At 72.9% G+C, this 23,285-nt stretch carries 18 protein-coding genes; 12 read left to right on the top strand and 6 right to left on the bottom strand.

The annotated features are described in order from the left end of the window. Positions 1 to 15 precede the first annotated feature (15 nt). On the bottom strand, positions 16 to 1,263 hold the full coding sequence (locus ACF1DX_RS17125) for a cation:proton antiporter (RefSeq protein WP_391791968.1): 1,248 nt from the start codon (positions 1,261 to 1,263) through the stop codon (positions 16 to 18). Positions 1,264 to 1,267: 4 nt separating this feature from the next. Then, entirely contained in the window at positions 1,268 to 1,738 is a 471-nt protein-coding gene (locus ACF1DX_RS17130) for a cation:proton antiporter regulatory subunit (RefSeq protein ID WP_030865659.1), read from the bottom strand. Positions 1,739 to 2,024: 286 nt separating this feature from the next. On the opposite strand from ACF1DX_RS17130, the gene ACF1DX_RS17135 reads away from it, so the two are divergent. The 4 genes from ACF1DX_RS17135 to ACF1DX_RS17150 all read left to right on the top strand — a co-directional run bounded on the left by ACF1DX_RS17135 (position 2,025) and on the right by ACF1DX_RS17150 (position 8,708). Next, positions 2,025 to 2,861 (top strand): universal stress protein, encoded by an 837-nt coding sequence (locus ACF1DX_RS17135; protein ID WP_391791969.1) that lies wholly within the window; start codon positions 2,025 to 2,027, stop codon positions 2,859 to 2,861. A 340-nt stretch (positions 2,862 to 3,201) separates the two neighbouring features. Then, a complete protein-coding gene (locus ACF1DX_RS17140; RefSeq protein ID WP_391791970.1) occupies positions 3,202 to 4,614 on the top strand; it encodes a cytochrome P450 in 1,413 nt (470 codons plus the stop codon). Further along, on the top strand, positions 4,589 to 5,599 hold the full coding sequence (locus tag ACF1DX_RS17145; RefSeq protein ID WP_391791971.1) for a (-)-alpha-amorphene synthase: 1,011 nt from the start codon (positions 4,589 to 4,591) through the stop codon (positions 5,597 to 5,599). The genes ACF1DX_RS17140 and ACF1DX_RS17145 overlap by 26 nt, the downstream gene beginning before the upstream one ends. A gap of 199 nt (positions 5,600 to 5,798) precedes the next feature. Beyond that, on the top strand, positions 5,799 to 8,708 hold the full coding sequence (locus tag ACF1DX_RS17150) for an ATP-binding protein (protein WP_391791972.1): 2,910 nt from the start codon (positions 5,799 to 5,801) through the stop codon (positions 8,706 to 8,708). A 343-nt stretch (positions 8,709 to 9,051) separates the two neighbouring features. On the opposite strand, the gene ACF1DX_RS17155 is transcribed toward ACF1DX_RS17150, so the two are convergent. Further along, on the bottom strand, positions 9,052 to 9,474 hold the full coding sequence (locus tag ACF1DX_RS17155; RefSeq protein ID WP_391791973.1) for a secondary thiamine-phosphate synthase enzyme YjbQ: 423 nt from the start codon (positions 9,472 to 9,474) through the stop codon (positions 9,052 to 9,054). Between the two features lie 92 nt (positions 9,475 to 9,566). Here ACF1DX_RS17155 and ACF1DX_RS17160 point away from each other — a divergent pair, with 92 nt between their 5' ends. Continuing rightward, a complete protein-coding gene (locus ACF1DX_RS17160; RefSeq protein WP_391792144.1) occupies positions 9,567 to 10,637 on the top strand; it encodes an NAD(P)-binding domain-containing protein in 1,071 nt (356 codons plus the stop codon). An 18-nt stretch (positions 10,638 to 10,655) separates the two neighbouring features. Here ACF1DX_RS17160 and mltG read toward each other — a convergent pair whose 3' ends face one another. Together mltG and ACF1DX_RS17170 are read right to left on the bottom strand one after the other, a co-directional pair. Continuing rightward, positions 10,656 to 11,501, bottom strand: coding sequence for an endolytic transglycosylase MltG (gene mltG / locus ACF1DX_RS17165; RefSeq protein WP_391791974.1), 846 nt, complete (start codon positions 11,499 to 11,501; stop codon positions 10,656 to 10,658). A 43-nt stretch (positions 11,502 to 11,544) separates the two neighbouring features. Next, positions 11,545 to 13,347 (bottom strand): ABC transporter ATP-binding protein, encoded by a 1,803-nt coding sequence (locus ACF1DX_RS17170; protein WP_391791975.1) that lies wholly within the window; start codon positions 13,345 to 13,347, stop codon positions 11,545 to 11,547. 101 nt (positions 13,348 to 13,448) lie between these two features. On the opposite strand from ACF1DX_RS17170, the gene ACF1DX_RS17175 reads away from it, so the two are divergent. The 5 genes from ACF1DX_RS17175 to ACF1DX_RS17195 all read left to right on the top strand — a co-directional run bounded on the left by ACF1DX_RS17175 (position 13,449) and on the right by ACF1DX_RS17195 (position 18,924). Continuing rightward, positions 13,449 to 13,913 carry a MarR family winged helix-turn-helix transcriptional regulator gene (locus ACF1DX_RS17175; RefSeq protein WP_085576243.1) on the top strand — a complete coding sequence of 155 codons (465 nt, stop codon included), beginning with the start codon at positions 13,449 to 13,451 and terminating at the stop codon, positions 13,911 to 13,913. Between the two features lie 192 nt (positions 13,914 to 14,105). Next, positions 14,106 to 15,938, top strand: coding sequence for an ABC transporter ATP-binding protein (locus ACF1DX_RS17180; protein WP_391791976.1), 1,833 nt, complete (start codon positions 14,106 to 14,108; stop codon positions 15,936 to 15,938). After that, positions 15,935 to 17,716, top strand: coding sequence for an ABC transporter ATP-binding protein (locus ACF1DX_RS17185; RefSeq protein ID WP_391791977.1), 1,782 nt, complete (start codon positions 15,935 to 15,937; stop codon positions 17,714 to 17,716). Before ACF1DX_RS17180 ends, ACF1DX_RS17185 begins: the two co-directional genes overlap by 4 nt. Before the next feature lie 467 nt (positions 17,717 to 18,183). Further along, positions 18,184 to 18,654 (top strand): DUF5709 domain-containing protein, encoded by a 471-nt coding sequence (locus ACF1DX_RS17190; protein ID WP_391791978.1) that lies wholly within the window; start codon positions 18,184 to 18,186, stop codon positions 18,652 to 18,654. Positions 18,655 to 18,669: 15 nt separating this feature from the next. Next, positions 18,670 to 18,924, top strand: coding sequence for a type B 50S ribosomal protein L31 (locus ACF1DX_RS17195; protein ID WP_085572959.1), 255 nt, complete (start codon positions 18,670 to 18,672; stop codon positions 18,922 to 18,924). A gap of 20 nt (positions 18,925 to 18,944) precedes the next feature. Here the strand turns inward: ACF1DX_RS17195 and ACF1DX_RS17200 are convergent, their stop codons facing one another. Next, positions 18,945 to 19,739, bottom strand: a complete 795-nt coding sequence (locus ACF1DX_RS17200; RefSeq protein WP_030865603.1) for a metal-dependent hydrolase — start codon at positions 19,737 to 19,739, stop codon at positions 18,945 to 18,947. A 145-nt stretch (positions 19,740 to 19,884) separates the two neighbouring features. Here ACF1DX_RS17200 and ACF1DX_RS17205 point away from each other — a divergent pair, with 145 nt between their 5' ends. Together ACF1DX_RS17205 and ACF1DX_RS17210 are read left to right on the top strand one after the other, a co-directional pair. Beyond that, a complete protein-coding gene (locus ACF1DX_RS17205; RefSeq protein ID WP_391791979.1) occupies positions 19,885 to 22,398 on the top strand; it encodes a DEAD/DEAH box helicase in 2,514 nt (837 codons plus the stop codon). Between the two features lie 19 nt (positions 22,399 to 22,417). Then, a complete protein-coding gene (locus ACF1DX_RS17210; protein WP_391791980.1) occupies positions 22,418 to 23,284 on the top strand; it encodes an acyl-CoA thioesterase in 867 nt (288 codons plus the stop codon). Position 23,285 lies beyond the last annotated feature (1 nt).

Below are 23,285 nucleotides of genomic sequence, written 5' to 3' on the forward strand. Positions count from 1 at the left end.
CGGGCGCCGGCCCGTTCAGCGTTCGGACCGGCTCTCGTCCACCGGTTCCAGCGTCTCCGCGGCCGGCGCCGTGGCCCGTGCGGGCACGGCGCCGGCGGTGGCGCTGCGCCGGGCGGTCAGGCGCAGCGCGACAGGCTCGGTGTAGCGGGCCGTGAGCGGGCCCAGGACGACCAGGACCAGGACGTACGCCGTCGCCAGGGGGCCGAGGTCCGGTTCGATGCCGGCGGTGACCGCGAGGCCGGCGATGACGATGGAGAACTCACCGCGGGCGACCAGGGTGCCGCCCGCGCGCCAGCGCCCCTTGGACGAGATCCCGGCCCGGCGGGCGGCCCAGTACCCGGTGGCGATCTTCGTCAGCGCGGTGACGACGGCGAGCCCGAGGGCGGGCAGGATCACCGGCGGAATGGACTGGGGGTCGGTGTGCAGGCCGAAGAAGACGAAGAACACGGCGGCGAACAGGTCCCGCAGCGGCGCCAGCAGGCTGTGCGCGCCCTCGGCGACCTCCCCGGACAGGGCGATGCCGACCAGGAACGCGCCCACGGCCGCCGAGACCTGCAACTGCTGGGCGAGTCCCGCGACCAGCAGGGTCAGGCCCAGCACCACCAGCAGCAGTTTCTCCGGGTCGTCGCTGGAGACGAAGCGGGAGATCACCCGCCCGTAGCGGACGGCGACGAACAGCACGAGCCCGGCGACCCCCAGCGCGATGGCCAGCGTGACGCTGCCCGCGGCGAGGCTGACGCCGGCCAGCAGGGCGGTGATGATCGGCAGGTAGACCGCCATCGCCAGGTCCTCGAGCACCAGGATGCTGAGGACGACCGGGGTCTCGCGGTTGCCGAGCCGTCCGAGGTCGCCGAGGACCTTCGCGATGACGCCGGAGGAGGAGATCCAGGTGACGCCGGCCAGCACCACCGCGGCGACCGGGCCCCAGCCGAGCAGCAGGGCCATGACGGCACCGGGCAGGGCGTTGAGTGCCATGTCGGCGAGGCCGGCCGGGTACTGGGTCTTGAGGTTGGAGACGAGGTCGCTGGCCGTGTACTCCAGGCCGAGCATGAGCAGCAGCAGGATGACGCCGATCTCGGCGCCGATCGCGACGAACTCCTCGCTCGCGCCGAGCGGCAGCAGCCCGCCCTCGCCGAAGGCGAGGCCGGCCAGCAGATAGAGGGGGATCGGGGAGAACCGGAGACGTCCGGCGAGCCGCCCCAGCAGGCCGAGCCCGAGGATGATGGCGCCGAACTCGATCAGGAAGACCGCGGAAGAATGCACGCGCTCACTCCCTGCCGAGTATCTCGGCGGCGGCGTCGATGCCCTCGCGGGTGCCGATCAGGATCAGCGTGTCACCGCCGGCCAGCCGGAAGTCCGGTGCGGGGGACGGGATCGCCTCGGCCCGCCGCAGCACGGCCACGATCGAGGCGCCGGTGTCGGTGCGCATCCGGGTGTCGCCCAGCAGCCGGCCGTTCCAGTGGGAGACGGCGGACAGTTCGATGCGCTCGGCGACCAGCCCCAGGTCGGTGGTGTGCAGCAGGTTGGGGCTGTGGTGGGCGGGCATGAGCGCGTCGATCAGCGCGGCCGACTCGGCGACGGTCAGCCGCATCGAGCGGGCACAGGCGTCCGGGTCGTCGGAGCGGTAGACGTTGACCGTGCGGGCACCGTCGCGGTGCGCGATCACGGACAGGTGCTCGTGCTCACGCGTGGTGAGGTCGTATTTCACGCCGATGCCCGGCAGCGGCGTGGCGCTCATCCGTGGAGCAGGCACAGCCCGTCCCCTTCCCGGTTCTCTCGTCGATGGCCGATGTCGTCCGGTGCGGGGTGCCGGCCGTGCCGTCGAACGGCACGGGTGATCCACCCCCACGGGGGCAATGGTGCCATCCCGCCATTCGGCCGGAAAATGGGTGTTGTGACGGATGGACAGAGGGCGCGACGGAACCGAGGATTTCCGGGGAGCCCGTATCGCCGCAGGTCGGACGGGTGAATACACGCTCCTTCCCACGGGTACCCGGAGGAAACGCCGGGGACGGGAGCGAGTGGTGAACGACACGGTGGTCGTAGGAGTGGACGGTTCGCCGTCCAGTCTCGCCGCGGTCGACGTCGCGGCGCGCGAGGCCCTGCTGCGCGGCGCGCGGCTGCGGATCGTGCACGCGTTCAGCCGCCCGGCCGATCTCAACCCGATGATCCACGGGGTTCTGGCGGGGGCCGAGCAGCGTGCCCGCGACCGTGCGCCGGGACTGGAGGTGGCCAGGACCGTGGCGTCCGGTGAGACGCTGACGGTGCTGCGGAGCGAGTCGCGGCACGCGGTGCTGACGGTGGTCGGCGGACGGGGCCACGGTGGCTTCGGGGATCTGCTGCTGGGCTCGACGGTCGTGCAGCTGGCCGCGCACGGGCACGGCCCGCTGATGGTGGTCCGCGGTCGTCCCGGCCCCGAGGGGCCCGTGCTCCTCGCCGTGGACGGCTCGCCGGCCGGGGCCGCGGCGGCGGACTTCGCCTTCGCCGAGGCCGCGCTGCGCGGGTCGCCGCTGGTCGCGACGCATGTGTGGAACACCTGGAGCGAGCCGACGCCGTACGAGGGCCCCGCCGATCCGCTGAACGTGGTGGTGGACCTCGACCGGCTCCGTGAGCGGCACCAGCGGTTGCTGGAGGAGGCGGTGGCGCCGTGGCGGGAGGCCCGGCCCGGGGTCGCCGTGGAGCTGCGCCTGGAGCGGGCGCGGGTGCGGCACACGCTGCTCGACGCGAGCCGGGAGGCCCAACTGGTGGTGACCGGGGCCCGCGGTCACGGCGGCTTCACCGGGATGCTGCTCGGTTCGGTCAGTCAGGCACTGCTGCACCACGCCGACTGTCCCGTCGCCGTCGTCCGTGGCACGGGGTGAAGCGGTACGGGTGAAAGGGTGTCCCTTCTCCTCGCGGGCTTCCTCGCCGCAGCGCGACGGGACCGTGTACCCGACCCGCGCCTCGGGACGTGTGAACGCGCTCCGTCCGGCCGTTCACCGGGCACCCGCCCGGCACTGGCCCGGTTCGCCCGGTTCGTCGAGGCGCACGCCTGAATTCCTGCGCTCCCCGTGCACCCGTGCGCCCCCTGGGCGACGGGACGGGACGCGTCGGATACCGGTCCGGTGCGGGCAGGACAAGGTGCGAGTGCCACATGTATGTGGACTCGTATATGTGGACTCACTGAATTCCGTTTGTGTCGCTCGAGACAGGTGGTATTCGATGAGCAATCGCGTTGATGAACCGGTACCGGCCTGGAGGTCGGGAATCGCGCCGGGCATATTTCCGTCCGTCGGCCACGGTATCGCCTTGTTCCGACGCCCGCTGGAGTTTCTGAATTCTTTGTCCGCGCACGGTGATCTGGTGGAGATACGCCTGGGTCCGGTGCGCGCCTGGGTGGTGTGCCACCCGCGACTGGTCCACGAGATGCTCAGGGACACCCGTACCTTCGACAAGGGCGGCCCCCTCTACGAGCGGCTCCGGGCCCTCATGGGGGACGGGGTCGTCACCTGCCCGCACGGCGATCACCTCAGGCAGCGCAGGCTGCTGCAGCCCGTCTTCCGTCCGTCCCGCGTCGCCGGCCTGACGGAGGCGATGGGCGAGGAGGCCGAGTCGGTGTGCCGCACGTGGCGGGCGGGGCGGGAGGTCGACGTCAGCGCGGCCATGATGACCCTGACCACGGGGGCGGTCAGCCGGGTCCTGCTCTCCGACTCGCTCGACGCGGCGAGGGCCGCCGAGGTGCGGGACTGCCTGGCCGGGATCGTCCACGGCCTGTTCGTGCGTACGGTCGTCCCGGTCGACGTCCTGTTCCGGGTGCCCCTGCCCGCCAACCGCCGGTACCGGGACGCGGTCGCCCGTCTGCACCGGCTCGTGGACGCGGCGATCGCCGAGCGCCGCGCGGGCGAGCCGCGCGACGATCTGCTGGGGGCCCTGCTGGCGGCTGCCGACGCCGGGGAGCACGGCGTGACCCCCGGTGAGGTGCACGACCAGCTCGTCTCCCTGCTGCTCACCGGGTCGGAGAGCCCCTCCCTGGGCCTGTCCTCCACGTTCAGCCTGCTCGCGCAGCACCCGGAGGCCGAGCGCGAGCTGCACGCCGAGGTCGACTCCGTACTGGCCGGGCGCACCCTCCCCACCTCCGACGATCTGCCGCACCTCCCCTACACCCGGGCCGTGATCAGCGAAACCCTGCGCCACTCCCCGCCCGGCTGGCTCTTCACCCGGTCCACCACCAGGGACGTCGAGTTCGGCGGGCGCCGTCTGCCGCGCGGGACCACCGTTCTCTACAGCCCGTATCTGCTGCACCACGCGCCCTCGTCGTTCCCCGACCCCGAGCGGTTCCGGCCCGAGCGGTGGCTGTCGGGCGAGCACACCGACCAGCCGTACGGTGCGATGGTCCCGTTCTCCGCGGGCAGCCGGAAATGCCTCGGGGACTCCTTCGCCATGGCACAGAGCACGGTGGCGGTCGCGACCATCGCCCGGCGCTGGCGGCTGCGGCACCCCCCGGGGCCCGTCGCGCCGGTGCGCCCCGCGGTGACCCTGGGCCCCAGGTCGCTGCGGATGATCTGCGAACCGCGCGGTGGCGGGCTCGGCCGGCGGTCCCGAAGGGCGGGTGACAACCTTGTCGACCACACATGAGGACAGCACGGCCGGCACCCTGCACGGAATTCCCGGCGCCGATCTCAGGGACCTGATCGACACCCATCTGCACATGCCGTTCCCGTTCCGGGCCAATCCGCACGAGCACCTGGTCACGGAGGGCGTCGAGAAGTGGCTGCGGGAAACGGGACTGGCGGACGAAAGCTGGGTTCCGGAAATGATCGCCCGCACCCGTCCGGCCCAGCTCGCCTCCTACAACGGTCCGGAAATGGATTCCGGTCTGCTGCAGATCGTCGCCAATCAGATCGCCTATCAATTCGTCTTCGACGACCGGGCGGAGGAGGTGGGCCGGCGGGGGCCCGGCCGGCTGCTGCCCATGCTGGACGAGAGCATCGCCGTACTGCGGGACGACGCGTCGCCGTCGACGCCGCTCGGCGCCGCCCTGGCCGATCTGCACCGGCAGGTCCGCGAGCGGTGCACGCCCGCCCAGGCCGCGCGATGGGCCGTCAAGAGCCGTGAGTACGTGCACGGCCTGCTGTACGAGGCGGTGGCACAGGCCGACACCACCCCGCTGCCGACCGGACTGTGCACGTCGATCCGGTCGCTGACCGCGGGGGTCGAGCCCTTCCATCCGCTGTGCGAGGCGGCCCAGCCGTGCGAACTGTCCGACGCGGAGCTGCAGCACCCGGCGATGCGGCGGCTGACCCGGCTGTCGGCCGACGCGGCGGTGTGGATACCCGATCTGTACTCCGCGGTGAAGGAGCGACGGGCCGGCGGGATGATCAATCTGGCCCTCGCCCACCAGCGGGCCCACCACTGCTCCCTGCCGGTCGCCGTCATGCTGGCGATCCGGCAGATCAACCGCGCGATCGACGAGTTCGTCGGCCTCTTCGAGGAGATCAGGCCGCGGCTGAGTCCCTCGGCCGTCGGTTACGCGGAGGGCATGGCCGGCTGGATCCGGGGATGCTGCCACTGGTCCCGCACCGTGCCGCGCTACGCCGACACGGCGGCGGCCCCGGCCTGACCCGGGCGCCACCACGGGCCCGCGCCCCCGGGCGCGATCCATTCGAGTGCCCCTACCCACAGAAGGGATGCCTCAAGCCGTCGCCGCCTTCGATTCACCCGTCCTGTCGTGGTCGTACCGGAAGACGGACACGGTGCGCCGCGACAGGCATACGCTCGTCTGCCACCCGTTGGCCGAACGACAGGAAGCGGTAGGGCACATGACGACCGAGCGGCGGCAGCATGTCACGGAGTCCCGGCCGTTGCTGGAGCGCCGACGGGAACTGCGAGCGCTGGAGGAGGCGTTGGCGGCCCTGCGGGACACCCGGGACGGGGTTCCGCAGACACCGCGCGGCGGGCTCCTCGTCTTCACCGGGCCGGGCGGGATGGGCAAGACGGCGCTGCTGACGCAGGCCCGCTCCCGCGCGCTGGCCCAAGGGGTCACCGTGCTGTCGGGCTGCGGCGGCCGGAACGAGCAGGAGCTGGCGTTCCGTGTGGTGCGCCGACTCCTCCAGCCCCCGCTGGCCGCGATGGACGGCGACGAGCTCCGCGCGTTCCTGGGCAGCTGGTACGACGTCGTCGCCACCGCGCTCGGCCTGGAGGCGGGGCCAGGCCCCCACGTGCCCGACCCGTCCGGGGTCCGCGAGGGCCTGGACTGGGTCATGACCCGGCTCGCCGCGCGGAAGGCACCCATGGTGCTGCTGCTCGACGACCTGCACTGGGCGGACATCGAGTCCCTCGACTGGATCACCTCCTTCGCCCCCCGGGTGGCGGACCTGCCGCTGCTGATCGTCCTCGCCCACCGGCCCGACGACCTGCCGCGCGAGGCGGAGCCGCTGCGTGCCCTGCCGGGCAGCCTCGGCACCCGCCCCTACGCGCTGGAGCCGCTCACCTCCGAGGCGGTGGCGCGGATCGTCAGGGACGAGGTGGGGGACGAGGCCGAGGACGAGTTCTGCGAGGAATGCCGGCAGGTCACCGGGGGGAACCCGTTCGAGGCCGTCGAACTCGCCATCCGCCTGGGCGAACGCAATCTGCGGGGCGCCTGGCACGAGCTGCGCACGATGCGGGACCTGGCCGCGGCGCTCAAGGGCCGCGGCCTGATCGAACGCCTGCACGCCCTCGGAACGTCCACCGTCCGCTTCGCCTACGCCGCGGCCGTGCTCGGCGAGTCCGTGTCGCAGGAGCTCGCCGCCACCATCGCCGTGGTCGGCAGTGAGGCGGCCGCCGAGGCGACGGAGCGGCTGCGCGCCGTCCGGATCCTGGCCGAGGAGGACGGGACCGGGGACGGACTCGCCTTCGTCCACCCGCTGATCGCCACCACCGTCTACCGTTCCATTCCCCCGGCGCTGCGGGTCGGACTGCACAACGGGGCCGCCGAGGCCATCCGGGCCGCCGGGTTCGGGCCGGCGGCGGCCGCCCGGCACCTGCTGGAGGTGCCCTGCGACGGCCGCGCCGAGGCGGTGGCGTGTCTGCGCGAGGCCGCCCGCGAGTACATGCGCGCCGGCGCCCCGGAAGCGGCCCGGCGGCTGCTGACGCGGGCGCTCCAGGAGCCGCCGCCGCCGGAGCAGCGCGCCGAGCTGCTGCACGAACTCGCCTCCTCCACCTTCCTCATCAAGCCCACGGCCACGGTCGCGCACCTCCGTGAGGCGCTGGCGGAGCCCGGCATCGACCCGGAACTGCGGGCGTCCATCGTGTACCGGCTCACGCAGGCGCTGGCGCACATCGACCAGGTGGCCGAGGCCGCCGCCGTCGCCGCCGACGAGGCGCGGCGCACCCCGCACCCCCGGATCAGGCTGCGGATGCAGGCCGACCACTTCGTGTGGAGCTCGTACCGCACCGACGAGCCGGACCCCGCCGCCCGCTCGCGCCGGCTCGCCAGGCTGGCCGCGAAGGTGACCGGCCGCGGCCTGGAGGAGCGGTACATCCTGGGCCTGCGGGCCTGGGAGGCGGTGGTGTGCGGCGAGCCGCGGCAGACGGCCCTCGAGTACGCCGAGCGGGCCCTGCGGGGCGGGCTGAGCTGGACCGACGAGAACCGGGGCTTCGAGGTGCCGGTGGCGGTGGCGATGGTGTTCCTGTACGCCGACCGGCCGCGGCGGGCCGAGGAACTGTTCAGCAAGGGCATGGCGGAGTGCGAGGCGAAGGGCTGGCGCGGCTCCCACCTCGCCCTGGGCCAGACCCTCTCCGGGTACATCCGCTACCGCCGGGGCTCCCTGGCCGAGGCGGAGAACCTGGTCCGGGAGGGGCTGCGCATCGCCGACCGGGTGGAGGGGGCGGTGCCCGCCCAGTGGTTCGCCGTCGGCATCCTCATCCAGACGCTCCTGGCCCGCGGGCGTACGGCGGAGGCACGCCGGATCGCCGACCACCACCGCTACGGCAGGCTGGTCCCGAACGCCGTCATCTACCCCGACCCGCGCACGGTGTACGCCGAGCTGCTGCTGGCGGAGGGCCGCGCGGACGAGGCCGCCGCGCTGCTCCGTGACGTCGGGGACTGGCTGGACGGGCGGGAGTGGCGCAATCCCGCCTGGTGCGCCTGGCAGTCGGGGCTGGCGTCCGCGCTCGCCCGCAGCGCACCCGACCGGGCGGTCCGGCACGCGCAGGACGCGGTCAAGCGGGCCCGGGACTTCGGGGCGGCCTCGGCGATCGGGCAGGCGCTGCACACGCTGGCCGAGGTGACCGGCGGCCCGGCCGCGCTCGACCTGCACGCGGAGGCCGTCGGCCACCTGGAACAGTCGCCCGCGGCCTACGAGCTGGCCCGCGCCCTGGTCGGCCACGGGGCGGCGCTGTCCCGCACCGGGCAGTTGCAGGAGGCCGCCGACCACCTCTACCGCGGGCTGGAGAGCGCCGTGCACTGCGGCGCGGAGGCGCTGGCGGCACGGGCCAGGGACGAGCTCGCCGCGGCCGGACTGCGGCCGCTGCCCCTGCGTTACGCCCAGACGGACACCCTCACCGCGCCCGAACGGAAGGCCGCCGAGCTGACGGTCCGGGGAGCGTCCACGGCGGTGATCGCCGGGAAGCTGCGCCTCACGGAGCAGGGCGTACGCCATCTGCTCTCGTCGGTCTACCGCAAGATCGGCACGGACGCCTCCGGCCTGGCGGCCGCACTGGAGTCGTTTCCCCGGCCCCGGCCGTGAACGGGCCGCGGCCCGGGGCGGCCGGACGGCCTGCGGCTCCCGGGCCTCGCCCGCGTGCGACGTGCCGGACGCGGACCGTCCGGTCGGCCGAGGCGGACGACGGGGCCTTCCGGGGCGGCAAGGGTGGGGCCGCGGCCTGACGGGGCGTCCGTGCCGGCCGACTCGCGGCGGGGCGCGGGGCGTTGCCGCCGTCGCGCACCCCCGCGGCAGGGAAGACGTCGCCGAGCTCGAACACACCTCCAGGCCGGGACCGTCGCTGCGCGGCACGACACCGGTGCCGAGTTCGCCGATCCGGCTCCGCGTCGACCGTGCGTCCGTGGAGTCCGGCCCGTAGGGGGCCGATTCAGCCGAGGAAGCTCAGCCGTACCCGGCGGTCGGGGTTGTCGCGGTTGGTGTCGACCAGGCACACCGACTGCCAGGTGCCCAGTTCCAGCCGTCCGTCCACCACCGGGAGCGTCGCGTGCGGGGGGACGAAGGCGGGCAGGACGTGGTCGCGGCCGTGGCCGGGACTGCCGTGGCGGTGCTGCCAGCGGTCGTCGGCGGGCAGCAGGGTGTGCAGGGCGGACAGGAGGTCGTCGTCGCTGCCGGCACCGGTCTCGATGACGGCGATCCCGGCCGTGGCGTGCGGCACGAAGACGTTCAGCAGGCCGTCCCGGCCGGCCGCCGTCTCCCGCAGGAAGGACTCGCAGTCGCCGGTGATGTCGACGACCCTCTCGTCGGAGCCGGTGGCGACGGTCAGGACTCGGGTGGTGAAGGCATCGGACATGTGCTCCATCCTGGCCCATGCGCCGGGGTTCCCGCGGGAGCGCCGACGGGAAGATCCACGGCCTCCGTACGGTTGGTGGAAGCGTGAACGACATGCGCGAGGTCGAAGTGGTCGTCATAGGCGCCGGACAGGCCGGGTTGTCGAGCGCCTATCACCTGCGGCGGTCCGGGTTCGAGCCGGACCGCGACTTCGTGGTGCTGGACCACTCCCCCGGCCCCGGCGGCGCCTGGCAGTTCCGGTGGCCGTCACTGACGTACGGCAAGGTGCACGGGATGCACGCGCTGCCCGGCATGGAGCTGGAGGGCGCCGATCCCGCGCGGGCCTCCTCCGAGGTGATCGGCGAGTACTTCGACCGCTACGAGCGGACCTTCGGCCTGCGGGTACGGCGTCCGGTGGACGTACGGGCGGTGCGCGAGGGATCCGGTGGACGGCTGCTGGTGGAGACCTCGGACGGCGACTGGTCGGCGCGGGCGCTGATCAACGCCACCGGCACCTGGGACCGGCCGTTCTGGCCGCGCTACCCGGGCCGGGAGACCTTCCGGGGACGGCAGTTGCACACGGCGCGGTACCCGGGGCCCGAGGCGTTCGCCGGGCAGCGGGTGGTCGTGGTGGGCGGCGGCGCCTCGGGCACCCAGCACCTGCTGGAGATCGCGCCGTACGCGGCGGCCACGACCTGGGTGACCCGGCGGCCCCCGGTCTTCCGCGAGGGCCCCTTCGACGAGGAGGCGGGCCGGGCGGCCGTGGCGCTCGTCGAGGAGCGGGTGCGGCAGGGTCTGCCGCCGCGCAGTGTCGTCTCCGTGACGGGACTGCCGCTCAACGATGCGGTCCGCCGGGGTCTGGCGGACGGTGTGCTCGACCGGCAGCCCATGTTCGACCGGATCACGCCCGACGGTGTGGAATGGGAGGACGGACGGCGGGTGGCGGCCGACGTCATCCTGTGGGCGACCGGTTTCCGGCCCGCCGTCGGGCATCTCGCCCCGCTGCGGCTGCGGGAGCCGGGCGGCGGCATCCGGGTCGAGGGCACGCGGGCGGTCGCCGACCCGCGGATCCATCTGGTCGGCTACGGCCCCTCGGCGAGCACCATCGGCGCCAACCGGGCCGGACGCGCGGCGGTGCGGGACATCAGGCGGCTGCCGGCGCGGGAGGAGCGGGCCGCGGCGTGACGGCCGGGGGCGCGCCGCTCACTTCTTCGACGGTTCGCCCGCCTTCTTCCCCTGTGCGCCGGACTCGGCGACGTTGCGCTGGTGTTCCGCGTAGTCGGCCGTGAAGCGGGTGTCACCCGGCTTGACGGTGACGAAGTAGAGCCAGTCGCCCGGAGTCGGGTTGATCGCGGCGCGCACCGCGTCCTCGCCGGGGTTGCCGATCGGGGTCGGGGGCAGCCCCATGCGCCGGTAGGAGTTGTAGGGGCTGTCGATCTCGGTGTCGGCGGCCGTCGTGCGCGGCGCCCCGCGGTTCAGGGCGTAGTCGACGGTGGAGTCCATCTGGAGCGGCATCCCGCGCTCCAGCCGGTTGAAGATCACCCGGGCCACCTTGCCCATGTCGGCCTTGGTGACCGCCTCCGCCTGGACGATGCTCGCGACGGTGACCGCCTGGTAGACGTTCATCGCGTTGCGCTGCGCGCCGGCGGCGATCGGGGCTCCGTTGAACTTCTTGTCGGCGGTGTCGGCCATGCGGGACAGCAGTTTCTGCGGGGTCGTCTCCTCCTTCAGCGGATAGGTCGCCGGGAAGAGGTAGCCCTCCGGGTCGCCCCCGGCCTCGTCGGGCAGCTTCAGGTCCGCCTCGGGGAGGGACTTCTTCGTGGTGCCGGCGGGCAGGTCGAGGACCTTGTCGACGGCGGCGTACACCTGGCTCGCGCGCCAGCCCTCCGGGATCACCAGGGTCGTGGGGCGGGAGTCGTCGTCGCCGTTCATGATCAGCAGCGGTACCGCCACGGCGGTGCCGGCCACGACGGCCCCGAGCGCCGCGAGGGCGAAACGGCCCCGGCGCGTCAGTCGGATCGTGCTCCGTGACGGAGTGTTCGTCTGCATGCGGGCACGGTAACCCGCATACCGCCGCAAACCCGGCATATCTTCATCTTGTCGGCTCCAGTTGGGCGTCCCGGCGCACGAGGGCCGCGTAGCGCCCGCCGCGCTCCAGCAGCTCTTCGTGCGTGCCGCGTTCGACCGCGCGGCCGGAGTCGAGGACCACGATCTGGTCGGCACTCCGGACGGTGGACAGCCGGTGGGCGATGGTGACCGTGGTGCGGTCGGCCGACAGCGCGTCGATGGCCTCCTGGACGGCGGCCTCGGTACGGGTGTCCAGGGCGCTGGTGGCCTCGTCGAGCACCAGGACCGGCGGGTCGCGCAGGATGGTGCGGGCGATCGCCAGCCGCTGCTTCTCACCGCCGGAGAACCGGTGGCCGCGCTCGCCGACCACCGTGTCGTACCCGTCGGGCAGGGCGGCGATGTGGTCGTGGATCTGCGCGGCCCGCGCCGCCGCGTACAGCTCCTCGTCGGTGGCGTCCGGCTTGGCGAAGCGCAGGTTGTCCGCGACCGAGGCGTGGAAGAGGTACGTCTCCTGGGAGACGACGCCCACCGCGCGGGCCAGCGTGTCGAAGTCGAGGTCGCGGACGTCGACGCCGTCGAGGGTGACCCGGCCGCCCGTGACGTCGTACAGCCGTGGCACGAGGTGACCGAGGGTGGACTTGCCGGCGCCGGTCGGACCGACCACGGCGAGGCTGCCGCCCGGGGGGACGGTGATGTCGATGCCGTCGAGGACGGGGCCGCTCTTGTCGTCGTATCCGAAGGTGACGCCCTCGAAGCGGACCTCGCCCTTGACCCGGTCGAGGTGGACCGGGTCTTCGCGCTCGGTGATGTCGATCGGGAGGTCGAGGTACTCGAAGATGCGCTGGAAGAGCGCGAGCGACGTCTGGATCTGGACGCCGGTGGACAGCAGGCTCACGGCCGGGCGGAACAGCCCCTGCTGGAGCGAGACGAAGGCGACGATGGTGCCGATGGAGACCTCGGGGCCGCCCGTCCGCAGGGCGATGCCGGCCGTCCAGTAGATGATCGCCGGCATGGCGGCCATGACGATCGTGATGACGGCCATGCGCCAGCGGCCGGCCATGTTCGACCGGACCTCCAGGTCGACCAGCCGCTCGGACTCGTCCGAGAAGGCGCCGGTCAGGGAGTCGGAGCGGCCCATGGTGCGGCCGAGCAGGATGCCGCTGACCGAGAGCGACTCGGTGACCGTGGCGGCCATCGCCGCCATCTGCTTCTGGCGCTGGGTGGTGATCTTCTTGCGTTCGTTGCCGACGCGGCGGCTGATCCAGACGAACACCGGCAGCAGGACCAGCGAGACCACGGTCAGCCGCCAGTCGAGCGCCAGCATCGCGACGACGGTGGCGACCACGCTGGTGAGGTTGGAGACCAGGGACGTCGCCGTGGAGGTCACGGTGGCCTGCATGCCGCCGATGTCGTTGGCGATGCGGGACTGGACCTCACCGGTGCGGGTGCGGGTGAAGAAGGCGAGCGACATGCGCTGGAGCCGGCCGTAGACGGCGGTGCGCAGGTCGTGCATCACGCGCTGGCCCACGGTGGTCGAGATCAGGGTCTGCAGCACGCCGAAGACGCTGGTGAGGACGGCACTGAGGATCATGCCGAGCGCGAGCAGGCTGAGCAGCCCGGTACGGCCCTCAGGGATGGCGACGTCGAGGATCGCCTTCAGCAGGAACGGGGTGGCCACCGAGACCAGCGAGGCGGCGCCGACGAGCAGGCCGACGATCGCGAGGCGGCCCCGGTAGGGACGGAAGAGCCTCAGGATGCGCCGCACCTGCCGGGGCTGCTCCTCGGCACCGGCGGGCGGGGTCCAGGCGGGTTCGTGATCGGGGTGCATGGTCTCCTTCGGTGAGGGTGCCCGGTGACTTCGGGAGAGGGATGAGTCCAGCTCATTGTTACCTATACTCACAATGAACGGCATCCTGATATTGTTCCCGTATGACCGCCCCCGATCCCGACGGCCTGCTGGCCGAGCAGCTGCTTCGGCTGACCCGCCGGGTGCACCGCATCCAGAAGCGCCATCTGGAGGGGCGCGGGCTCGGTATCACTCCTGCCCAGTCACGGCTGCTGCGCACCCTCGCGCACTACGGTTCACCGCCCCGCATGGCCGATCTGGCCGAGCGGCTGGAGGTGGTCCCCCGCGCCGTCACCACACTGGTCGACGGACTGGAGGCGAACGGCAAGGTGCGGCGGGTGCCGGATCCGGCCAATCGGCGGGTGATCCGGATCGAGCTCACCGACGACGGGCGCGCGGCCCTGCGGGAACTGCGCGCCGCGCGCCGGTCCGCAGCGGAGGAGATCCTGGCCCCGCTGGGGGACGCCCAGCGCGAGGCACTGGGCGAGTTGCTGGACACCCTGATCGACGGGGCGGTCCCCACGCGGTGCGGCGACGCGTCCGTATGACCCGTGTGACGTGACGGTACGGCGGTGCCGGCCGCCCGGACCGCCGGTTCTGTGCGCTCGTGTGGAAAACCGTTTGCCTCCCGGTACGTAGCGGGGTCAACCTGTCACGGTTTGCTGCCGCCGTCCCCGGACTGCGCGCACCTCCGCCTTTCCCCGTTTCCGCCGCCCCCTGATCCGAGCCACTGGGACGTCATGCAGATCCAAGACCTTCCGTTTCCCGACCCGGGGGTGCCCGACGCCCGCTCGGGTCCCCGATTCCTGTGGTGGCTCTTCCGGAATCAGTTGTCCGGGCAGCTCAAGTCGCTGGCCTGGGGCCTGCTGCATTTCGCCTCCGTGGCCTCGCTGCCGTTCTGCGTCGGCGTCGCCGTCCAGGCCGCGGTCGACCGCTCCGGCGGCCGGCTCGCGCTGGCCGGCGGCCTGATGACGCTGGCCTGCGCGGGCAACGCCATCGGCGACACCTTCCTGCACCGCGCCGCCGTCACCAACTGGATCACCGCCGCCGCCCGCGTCCAGCAACTGCTGGCCCGTAAGGCGGCGACGCTGGGCTCCGCGCTGACCCGGCGGGTCGCCGCCGGTGAGGTCGTGGCGGTCTCCACCGGTGACGTCGAGAAGATCGGGTGGTTCGTGGAGGCCCTGTCGCGGTTCACCGCGGCGGCGGTCACCATCGTGCTGGTCTGCGCCGGGCTGGTCGTCTACCAGCCGGCGCTGGGGGTCGTCGTCGCCGTGGGACTGCCGGTGCTGGCGATCGCGGTGCTGCCGCTGCTGCCCCGCGCCACCCGGCGGGCGGACGTCCAGCGCGAGAAGGCCGGCCGGGCCACCGAGCTCGCCTCGGACACCGTCGCCGGACTGCGTGTCCTGCGCGGCATCGGCGGCGAGGAACTGTTCCTCGACCGCTACCGCCGCGCCTCCCAGGAGGTCCGTCACGCCGCCGTGCGCAGCGCCAGGATGTGGGCCCTGATCGCCGCGATCCAGGTGCTGCTGCCGGGGATCCTGCTGATCACGGTGGTCTGGTACGGCGTCCGTCTCGCCCGCGAGGGCCGGATCGCCGTCGGTGAAATGGTCACCGTCTACAGCTCGGTCATGGTGCTCACCTACCCGCTGCGGCACTTCGAGGAGATCGCGATGGCGTACTCCTTCTCGCGCCCCTCGGCCAAGCGGGCCGCGCGCGTGCTGTCGCTGGAGCGGGCCACGGACACCGCGGGATCGCGCGCCGCCGAGGACCCGGCCGGGGACCTGTACGACCCGGAGAGCGGTCTGCTCGCCCCCACGGGCCGGCTCACCGCCGTGGTGTGCGGGGACCCGGACGCGGCGGGACGGCTGGCCGAACGGCTCGGCGGGCACGCCTCCGAGCGGGGCACCCCGGTGCTGCTCGGCGGGGTGCCGCTCGACGAACTGCCGCTGGACTCCGCCCGCCGGGCCGTCCTCGTGCAGGACAAGGATCCGGTGCTGCTCTCCGGCACCCTGCGCGAACTGCTCGACGTGCCGGCGTCCGGCGCGGTCGACGCGCGCGACGCGCTGGACGCCGCGCAGTGCGGGGACGTGCTGGCGGCGCTGGCGCAGGGCTCGGTGGACGCCGACGACCCGATGGACGCGCGGATCACCGAGCGCGGGCGGTCCCTGTCCGGCGGGCAGCGCCAGCGGCTCGCGCTGGCCCGGTCGCTGGTCACGGACCCGGAGGTGCTCGTCCTGGACGAGCCGACCTCGGCCGTCGACTCACACACCGAGGCCCGTATCGCCCAGGGCGTGCGCGAACTGCGGGCGCGGCGCACCACCGTGGTGTTCACCTCGTCCCCGCTGCTGCTGGACCGCGCCGACCGGGTGGTGTTCCTGCACGGCGGCACCGTCGCGGCGGTCGGCGAGCACCGCGAACTGGTGCGCACCGAACCCCGGTACCGGGCCGTGGTGACACGCGAGACCGAGGACGAGGCCGCGTCGGCGGAGGTCCTGGACAAGGACGGCGTCCTGCGCGAGGACGAGGTCCTGCACCGGCTGGAAGAACTGGAAGAGATCGAGGAGACGGCATGATCGGCGTAGCGCCACCGGCCTACGACCCGGCGGCCCCGACCGCGGCCAGCACGCTGCCGGTGGGCGCGCCCGCGACCGTCCGCGCCTACGTGAGCGAACTGCTGCGCAGGCACCGCCGGGCCTTCGTGCTGCTGATCACCGTGAACACGGTCGCCGTGCTCGCCTCGATGGTGGGCCCGTACCTGCTGGGCGGACTCGTGGAACGGGTCTCGGACCGGGAGCGGGAGCCGCACCTGGGGCTCACGGTCGCGCTGTTCGTGCTCGCGCTGGCCCTCCAGGCGGTGTTCGTCCGGCAGGTACGGCTGCGCGGGGCGATGCTCGGCGAGCGGATGCTGGCCGATCTGCGCGAGGACTTCCTGGTGCGGTCGGTCGGGCTGCCGCCGGGCGTGCTGGAACGGGCGGGCACGGGTGATCTGCTGTCGCGGATCACGACCGACATCGACCGGCTCGGCAACGCCATGCGCGAGGCCGTGCCCCAACTGGCCATCGGCGTGGTGTGGGCGGCGCTGCTGCTGGGCGGACTGGTCGTCACGGCGCCCGAGCTGGCGCCGGCCGTGCTGCTCGCCGTGCCGCTGCTGGTGATCGGCTGCCGCTGGTACTTCCGGCGGGCGCCGGCCGCCTACCGCTCGGAGGCCGCCGGGTACGCCGCCGTGGCCGCCGCGCTCACCGAGACCGTGGACGCGGGGCGGACCGTGGAGGCGCACCGTCTCGGCGCGCGCCGTGTGGCACTGTCCGACCGGCGGGTCAAGGAGTGGACGGCCTGGGAGCGCTACACCCTCTGGCTGCGGTCGGTGCTCTTCCCCGTCGTCAACATCACCCATGTCACCGTGCTCGGCTCGGTGCTGATGATCGGCGGGGTGTTCGTCCTCCAGGGCTGGATCGGCGTCGGCCAGCTGACCACGGGCGCGCTGATCGCGCAGATGCTCGTCGACCCGGTGGGGCTGATCCTGCGCTGGTACGACGAGCTGCAGGTGGCACAGGTGTCGCTGGCCCGGCTGGTCGGGGTCCGGGACATCGAGCCCGACGCCGGTGACACCGGTCTTGCTCCCGAGGGGCGCCGGGTCCACGCGGACAAGGTGCGCTTCGGCTACCTGGAGGGCGTGGACGTCCTGCGCAAGGTGTCCCTCGAGGTCGCCCCCGGGACCAGGCTGGCACTGGTCGGCCCCTCGGGTGCGGGCAAGTCCACCCTGGGCCGGCTGCTCGCCGGGATCTACGCGCCCCGGGACGGGCGGGTCACCCTGGGCGACGCCGAGCTGTCGCGGATGACCGCGGAACGGGTCCGGGAACATGTGGCCCTGGTCAACCAGGAGCACCATGTCTTCGTCGGCTCCCTGCGCGACAATCTGCGGCTCGCCAGGACCGACGCGGAGGACGCCGAACTGTGGGCGGCGCTCGGGGCGGTCGACGCGGACGGCTGGGCCCGTGCGCTGGGCGAGGGCCTGGACACCGAGGTCGGCTCCGGCGGGTTCGCGCTCACCCCGGCCCAGGCCCAGCAGATCGCGCTGGCCCGGCTGGTACTGGCCGACCCGCACACGCTGGTCCTGGACGAGGCGACGTCGCTGCTCGACCCGCGCGCGGCACGGCACCTGGAGCGCTCCCTGGCCCGTGTCCTGGACGGCAGGACCGTCATCGCCATCGCCCACCGCCTGCACACCGCCCATGACGCGGACGTCATCGCCGTCGTGGAGGACGGCCGCATCAGCGAGCTGGGCAGCCACGACGACCTGGTCGCGGCGGACGGGGCGTACGCGGCGCTGTGGCGCTCCTGGCACGGCTGAGCACGCGCCGCCCCGGCGGGGGTGGCCCCGTGGGCGAGGTCCCCTCGGCCCGCCGGTGTGACCTCGGGCCGGCCCGGAACCCCGGCGCCCGGGCCGGCGGCACCATGCCGCACTCCCGGCCGGACGCCGTCCCAGGCATCCTGCGTCCCCGGCAGCGGTGGGACCGGGGAACGCGGCCCGCGCCGACGGCCGTACCCGTGCGGGGCTCCTGGTCCGGGGACGGTCCCGGGCCGTGGGACGGGGCACCGGCGGGGGTGCCGGGCGGGGTGGGGATCCCGGGCGCGCGGCCCGCCGGTGGTGTGCCGTTGCGCGGTGGGGAGCTCCGGTGGAAGGCTGGAGTCAGGCACCGGCTCGGGGACGCCCGGGGCCCGGCGGACCGGGCACGGACGGCGCCAGTGCCCCGTGCAGCGGCGACCCGCCGCGGTCCGCGGTGAGAAGGGGCCCGTCCCCACCCCCTGGAGGTACCTGTGAACAGCGCCGACGGATGGGGAGACGACGTCTACCAGCCCGACGGTTCCGAGCAGAGGGAGGACACCGGGCTGCTCGACGCGGAGGACACCCTTGAGTACGACGGGGTCGACGATCCCCTCGACCGGGGCTGGTCCCCGCCGGAACGCCCCTGGGCGGTGGAGCACACCGGCGTGACGGCCGGGGAACGCCACCGGGGCGAGACCCTGGAGCAGCGGCTCGCCGAGGAACAGCCCGACTCCCTCGCACCCGACGGCGACGGCCTGGGCGATTCCGAGGACACCGACGGGGAACTCCTGGACAGCGAGGTCGGAGCCGCACGCTCCGGCCGGCTCGTGGCCCCCGACGAAGGGGCGCACGAGGACGAGGAGGAGGCCCTGGTCGCCATGGACGTCGGCATCGACGGCGCGGCCGCCTCCGCCGAAGAGGCCGCGATGCACGTCGTCGACGAGGACAACCTGCCGGGCTGACCCCGAGGAGCATCCATGCAGCAGGACAAGCACCCCGACTACCACCCGGTCGTCTTCCGGGACCGTGCCGCCGGATACGCCTTCCTCACCCGGTCCACCGCGACCAGCGACCGGACCATCGAGTGGGACGACGGCGAGACCTACCCGGTGGTGGAGGTGGAGATCTCCTCGGAGAGCCACCCGTTCTACACGGGCAAGGCCCGGACCGTGGACACGGAGGGCCGTGTCGCCCGCTTCGAGCGCCGGTACGGCGGTGAGGGTTCCGGCTGAGTCCCGGACGGGCGCGGCCCTCAGATCACATTGAGCGCCGCCGCGCAGCCCACTCCGCCCAGCAGCATGAACACGGGCATCAGCACCTTCAGCTCCACCCAGCTGCCCGCCCGGAACCGCATCGCCTTCGGCGGGCCGACCGGGTACCAGCGCTTGCGGCCCACCGGTATCGGCCACAGGACCGGGCAGCCGGAGACGGTCAGCGCGTCCCCGATGTCGTGCACCAGCGCGCCCAGGACGACCGGCAGCCCCAGCCACAGGTACTCCTGGCCCGGCTCGGTGAACAGCCAGTCGGAGCCGTGGCCCGGCTGGTCCAGGACACCCGCGATGATCCAGGCGCAGGCCGCGGCCAGCAGCCACACCAGGACGTCGCTGCTGGAGCCGCGCGTCGCCCGCCACAGCAGGCCCTCGATGGCCAGCACCATGTGCACGAAGAGAATGGCCAGCACCGCCCAGCGGCCGCCCGTGATCGCCAGGACCGCGGTGCCGGCACCGATCAGCACCGCCCACAGCCAGGTGTGCGTGAGCGTGCGGTGCCCGCCGGAGCGGCGCGGGTCGCCCTGCTTCCTGGTGGCCTTGTAGACGGCGTAGGACAGCTTGTCGACGATCTCGCACAGCCAGCGGGACACGGGGCCGAAGGCCCGTGAGATGGTGGCCGCCTTGTGGTCCAGGTCGGGGGCGAGCGCGGCGCCGGCGCAGATCAGGGCGCCGGCCAGGAGCACCGGCCAGGGCATGGGGTGTCCGGCCGCGGCCGTCGCCGCGCCGACCCCGAGCCAGGCCGCGGCGCCCGACAGTGAGTGTGCTGGTCCCATCATCGCCGTTGCCCGCCCCATTCCTCGTTCGCCGCCGGCCGGTCGGCCCGGTGCGTTGACGCCCCGCCGGCGACACAGCGTAGCGTTCGCGATCTTCGCGCCCGCAGCCGATTCCCCCATCGGCCGGGTGGGCAGGCAAGATGGGGGCGTGACCCTCATCGATCAGCTGCCGCCGACCGCCGACCCCGACGCCCTCTACGAAGCCTTCGAGTCGTGGGCCCAGGAGCGCGGTCTCACGCTCTACCCGCACCAGGAGGAGGCGCTGATCGAGGTGGTCTCCGGGGCGAACGTGATCGTGTCGACGCCCACGGGATCCGGCAAGAGCATGATCGCCGCGGCCGCCCACTTCGCCGCCCTGGCGCGCGACGAGGTCACCTTCTACACGGCGCCCATCAAGGCGCTGGTGTCGGAGAAGTTCTTCGAGCTGTGCAAGATCTTCGGCACCGAGAACGTCGGCATGCTCACCGGCGACGCGTCCGTCAACGCCGACGCCCCGGTCATCTGCTGCACCGCCGAGGTGCTGGCGTCGATCGCGCTGCGCGACGGCAAGGACGCCGATGTGGGCCAGGTCGTGATGGACGAGTTCCACTTCTACGCGGAAGGGGACCGCGGCTGGGCCTGGCAGATCCCGCTCCTCGAGCTGCCACAGGCGCAGTTCGTGCTGATGTCGGCGACGCTCGGCGACGTCTCCTTCTTCGAGAAGGACCTCACCCGCCGCACCGGCCGTCCCACCGCGGTGGTCCGCTCGGCGACGCGTCCCGTGCCGCTGTCCTACGAGTACCGGTACACGCCGCTCACCGAGACGCTCACCGATCTGCTCGAGGCCCGGCAGGCGCCGGTCTACATCGTGCACTTCACACAGGCGCAGGCGGTGGAGCGGGCGCAGGCACTGATGAGCATCAACATGTGTACGCGCGAGGAGAAGGACAAGATCGCCGAGCTGATCGGCAACTTCCGCTTCACCACCAAGTTCGGCCGCAATCTGTCCCGCTACGTCCGGCACGGCATCGGCGTGCATCACGCCGGCATGCTGCCCAAGTACCGGCGGCTGGTGGAGAAGCTCGCGCAGGCCGGTCTGCTGAAGGTCATCTGCGGCACGGACACGCTCGGGGTGGGCGTCAACGTTCCCATCCGCACGGTGCTGTTCACGGCCCTGACCAAGTACGACGGCACCCGCGTGCGCACGCTGCGGGCCCGGGAGTTCCACCAGATCGCGGGCCGCGCCGGGCGTGCCGGCTTCGACACCGAGGGCTTCGTGGTGGCCCAGGCCCCCGAGCACGTCGTCGAGAACGAGAAGGCGCTGGCGAAGGCGGGCGACGACCCGAAGAAGCGCCGCAAGGTCGTGCGCAAGAAGGCGCCCGAGGGCTTCGTCGCCTGGAGCGAGCAGACCTTCGAGAAGCTGATCGGCTCCGAGCCGGAGCCGCTGACCTCCCGCTTCCGGGTCACGCACACCATGCTGCTGTCGGTGATCGCCCGGCCCGGCAACGCCTTCGAGGCGATGCGGCGGCTGCTGGAGGACAACCACGAGCCGCGCAAGCAGCAGCTGCGGCACATCCGGCGTGCGATCGCCATCTACCGCTCGCTGCTGGACGGTGGCATCGTCGAGAAGCTCGACCGGCCGGACGCCGAGGGCCGGATCGTCCGCCTCACCGTGGACCTGCAGCAGGACTTCGCGCTGAACCAGCCGCTGTCCACGTTCGCGCTGGCCGCGTTCGAACTGCTGGACCCCGAGTCGCCGTCGTACGCGCTGGACATGGTGTCCGTCGTGGAGTCCACGCTGGACGATCCGCGCCAGATCCTCGCCGCCCAGCAGAACAAGGCGCGCGGCGAGGCGGTCGCCGCGATGAAGGCCGACGGGGTGGAGTACGAGGAGCGCATGGAGCGGCTCCAGGACATCACCTACCCGAAGCCGCTGGAGGAGCTGCTCTTCCACGCGTACAACACCTACCGCAAGAGCCATCCCTGGGTCGGTGACCATCCGCTGTCGCCGAAGTCCGTGATCCGGGACATGTACGAGCGGGCGCTGTCGTTCACCGAGCTGGTGTCCCACTACGAGCTGGCCCGCACCGAGGGCATCGTGCTGCGCTACCTCGCGAGCGCCTACAAGGCGCTGGAGCACACCGTCCCGGACGACCTGAAGTCGGAGGACCTGGAGGATCTGATCGCCTGGCTGGGCGAGACGGTGCGCCAGGTCGACTCCAGCCTGCTGGACGAGTGGGAGCAGCTGGCCAATCCGGAGGAGATGACCGCCGAGGAGGCGCAGGAGAGGGCCGACCAGGTCAAGCCGGTCACCGCCAACGCGCGTGCCTTCCGCGTCCTGGTCCGCAACGCCATGTTCCGCCGGGTCGAGCTCGCCGCCCTCGATCAGGTGGACGAGCTGGGCGAGCTGGACGCCGAGGGCGGCTGGGACGCGGATGCCTGGGGCGAGGCGATGGACAAGTACTGGGACGAATACGAGGAGCTCGGCACCGGTCCCGACGCCCGCGGGCCGAAGCTGCTGCTGATCGAGGAGCAGCCGGAGAACGGGCTGTGGCGGGTCCGGCAGATCTTCGACGACCCCGCCGGCGACCACGACTGGGGCATCAGTGCCGAGGTCGACCTCACCGCCTCCGACGCGGAGGGCCGCGCGGTCGTCCGGGTCACCGATGTCGGCCAGCTGTGAGCACAGGAGAACCCCACCCATGACGAATCCGGCCGAGAGCCTCGTCGCCCTGCTCGACCTGGAGCAGATCGAGGTCAACATCTTCCGTGGCCGCAGCCCGCAGGAGTCACTCCAGCGGGTCTTCGGCGGCCAGGTGGCCGGCCAGGCCCTGGTCGCCGCCGGCCGCACCACGGACGGCGACCGTCCCGTGCACTCCCTGCACGCGTACTTCCTGCGTCCGGGCAGACCCGGGGTGCCGATCGTGTACCAGGTCGAACGGGTGCGGGACGGCCGGTCGTTCACGACCCGCCGGGTCACCGCGGTGCAGCAGGGCCGCACGATCTTCAATCTGACCGCCTCCTTCCACAAGCCTGAACAGGGGAGTTTCGAGCACCAGCTACCGCCGGCCCGCGAGGTCCCGGACCCCGAGTCGCTGCCGACGGTGTCGGACGAGATCCGTGAGCATCTGGGCGCGCTGCCGGAGCAGTTGGAGCGGATGGCGCGCCGCCAGCCCTTCGACATCCGCTATGTGGACCGGCTGCGCTGGAACGCCGACGACGTCAAGGGCGCCGAGCCGCGCAGCGCGGTGTGGATGCGCGCGGTCGGACCGCTCGGCGACGATCCGCTGGTTCATACCTGCGCCCTGACGTACGCCAGCGACATGACCCTCCTGGATGCCGTGCGGATCCCGGTGGAGCCGCTGTGGGGGCCGCGCGGCTTCGACATGGCGTCGCTGGACCACGCGATGTGGTTCCACCGTCCGTTCCGCGCCGACGAGTGGTTCCTGTACGACCAGGAGTCGCCGATCGCCACGGGCGGGCGGGGTCTGGCCCGCGGCCGGATCTACGACCTGGAGGGACGGATGCTGGTGTCCGTCGTCCAGGAAGGGTTGTTCCGGGCCCTGTAGG

Origin of the sequence: Streptomyces sp. NPDC014676, assembly GCF_043084105.1 — a bacterium.
Lineage (GTDB): Bacteria > Actinomycetota > Actinomycetes > Streptomycetales > Streptomycetaceae > Streptomyces.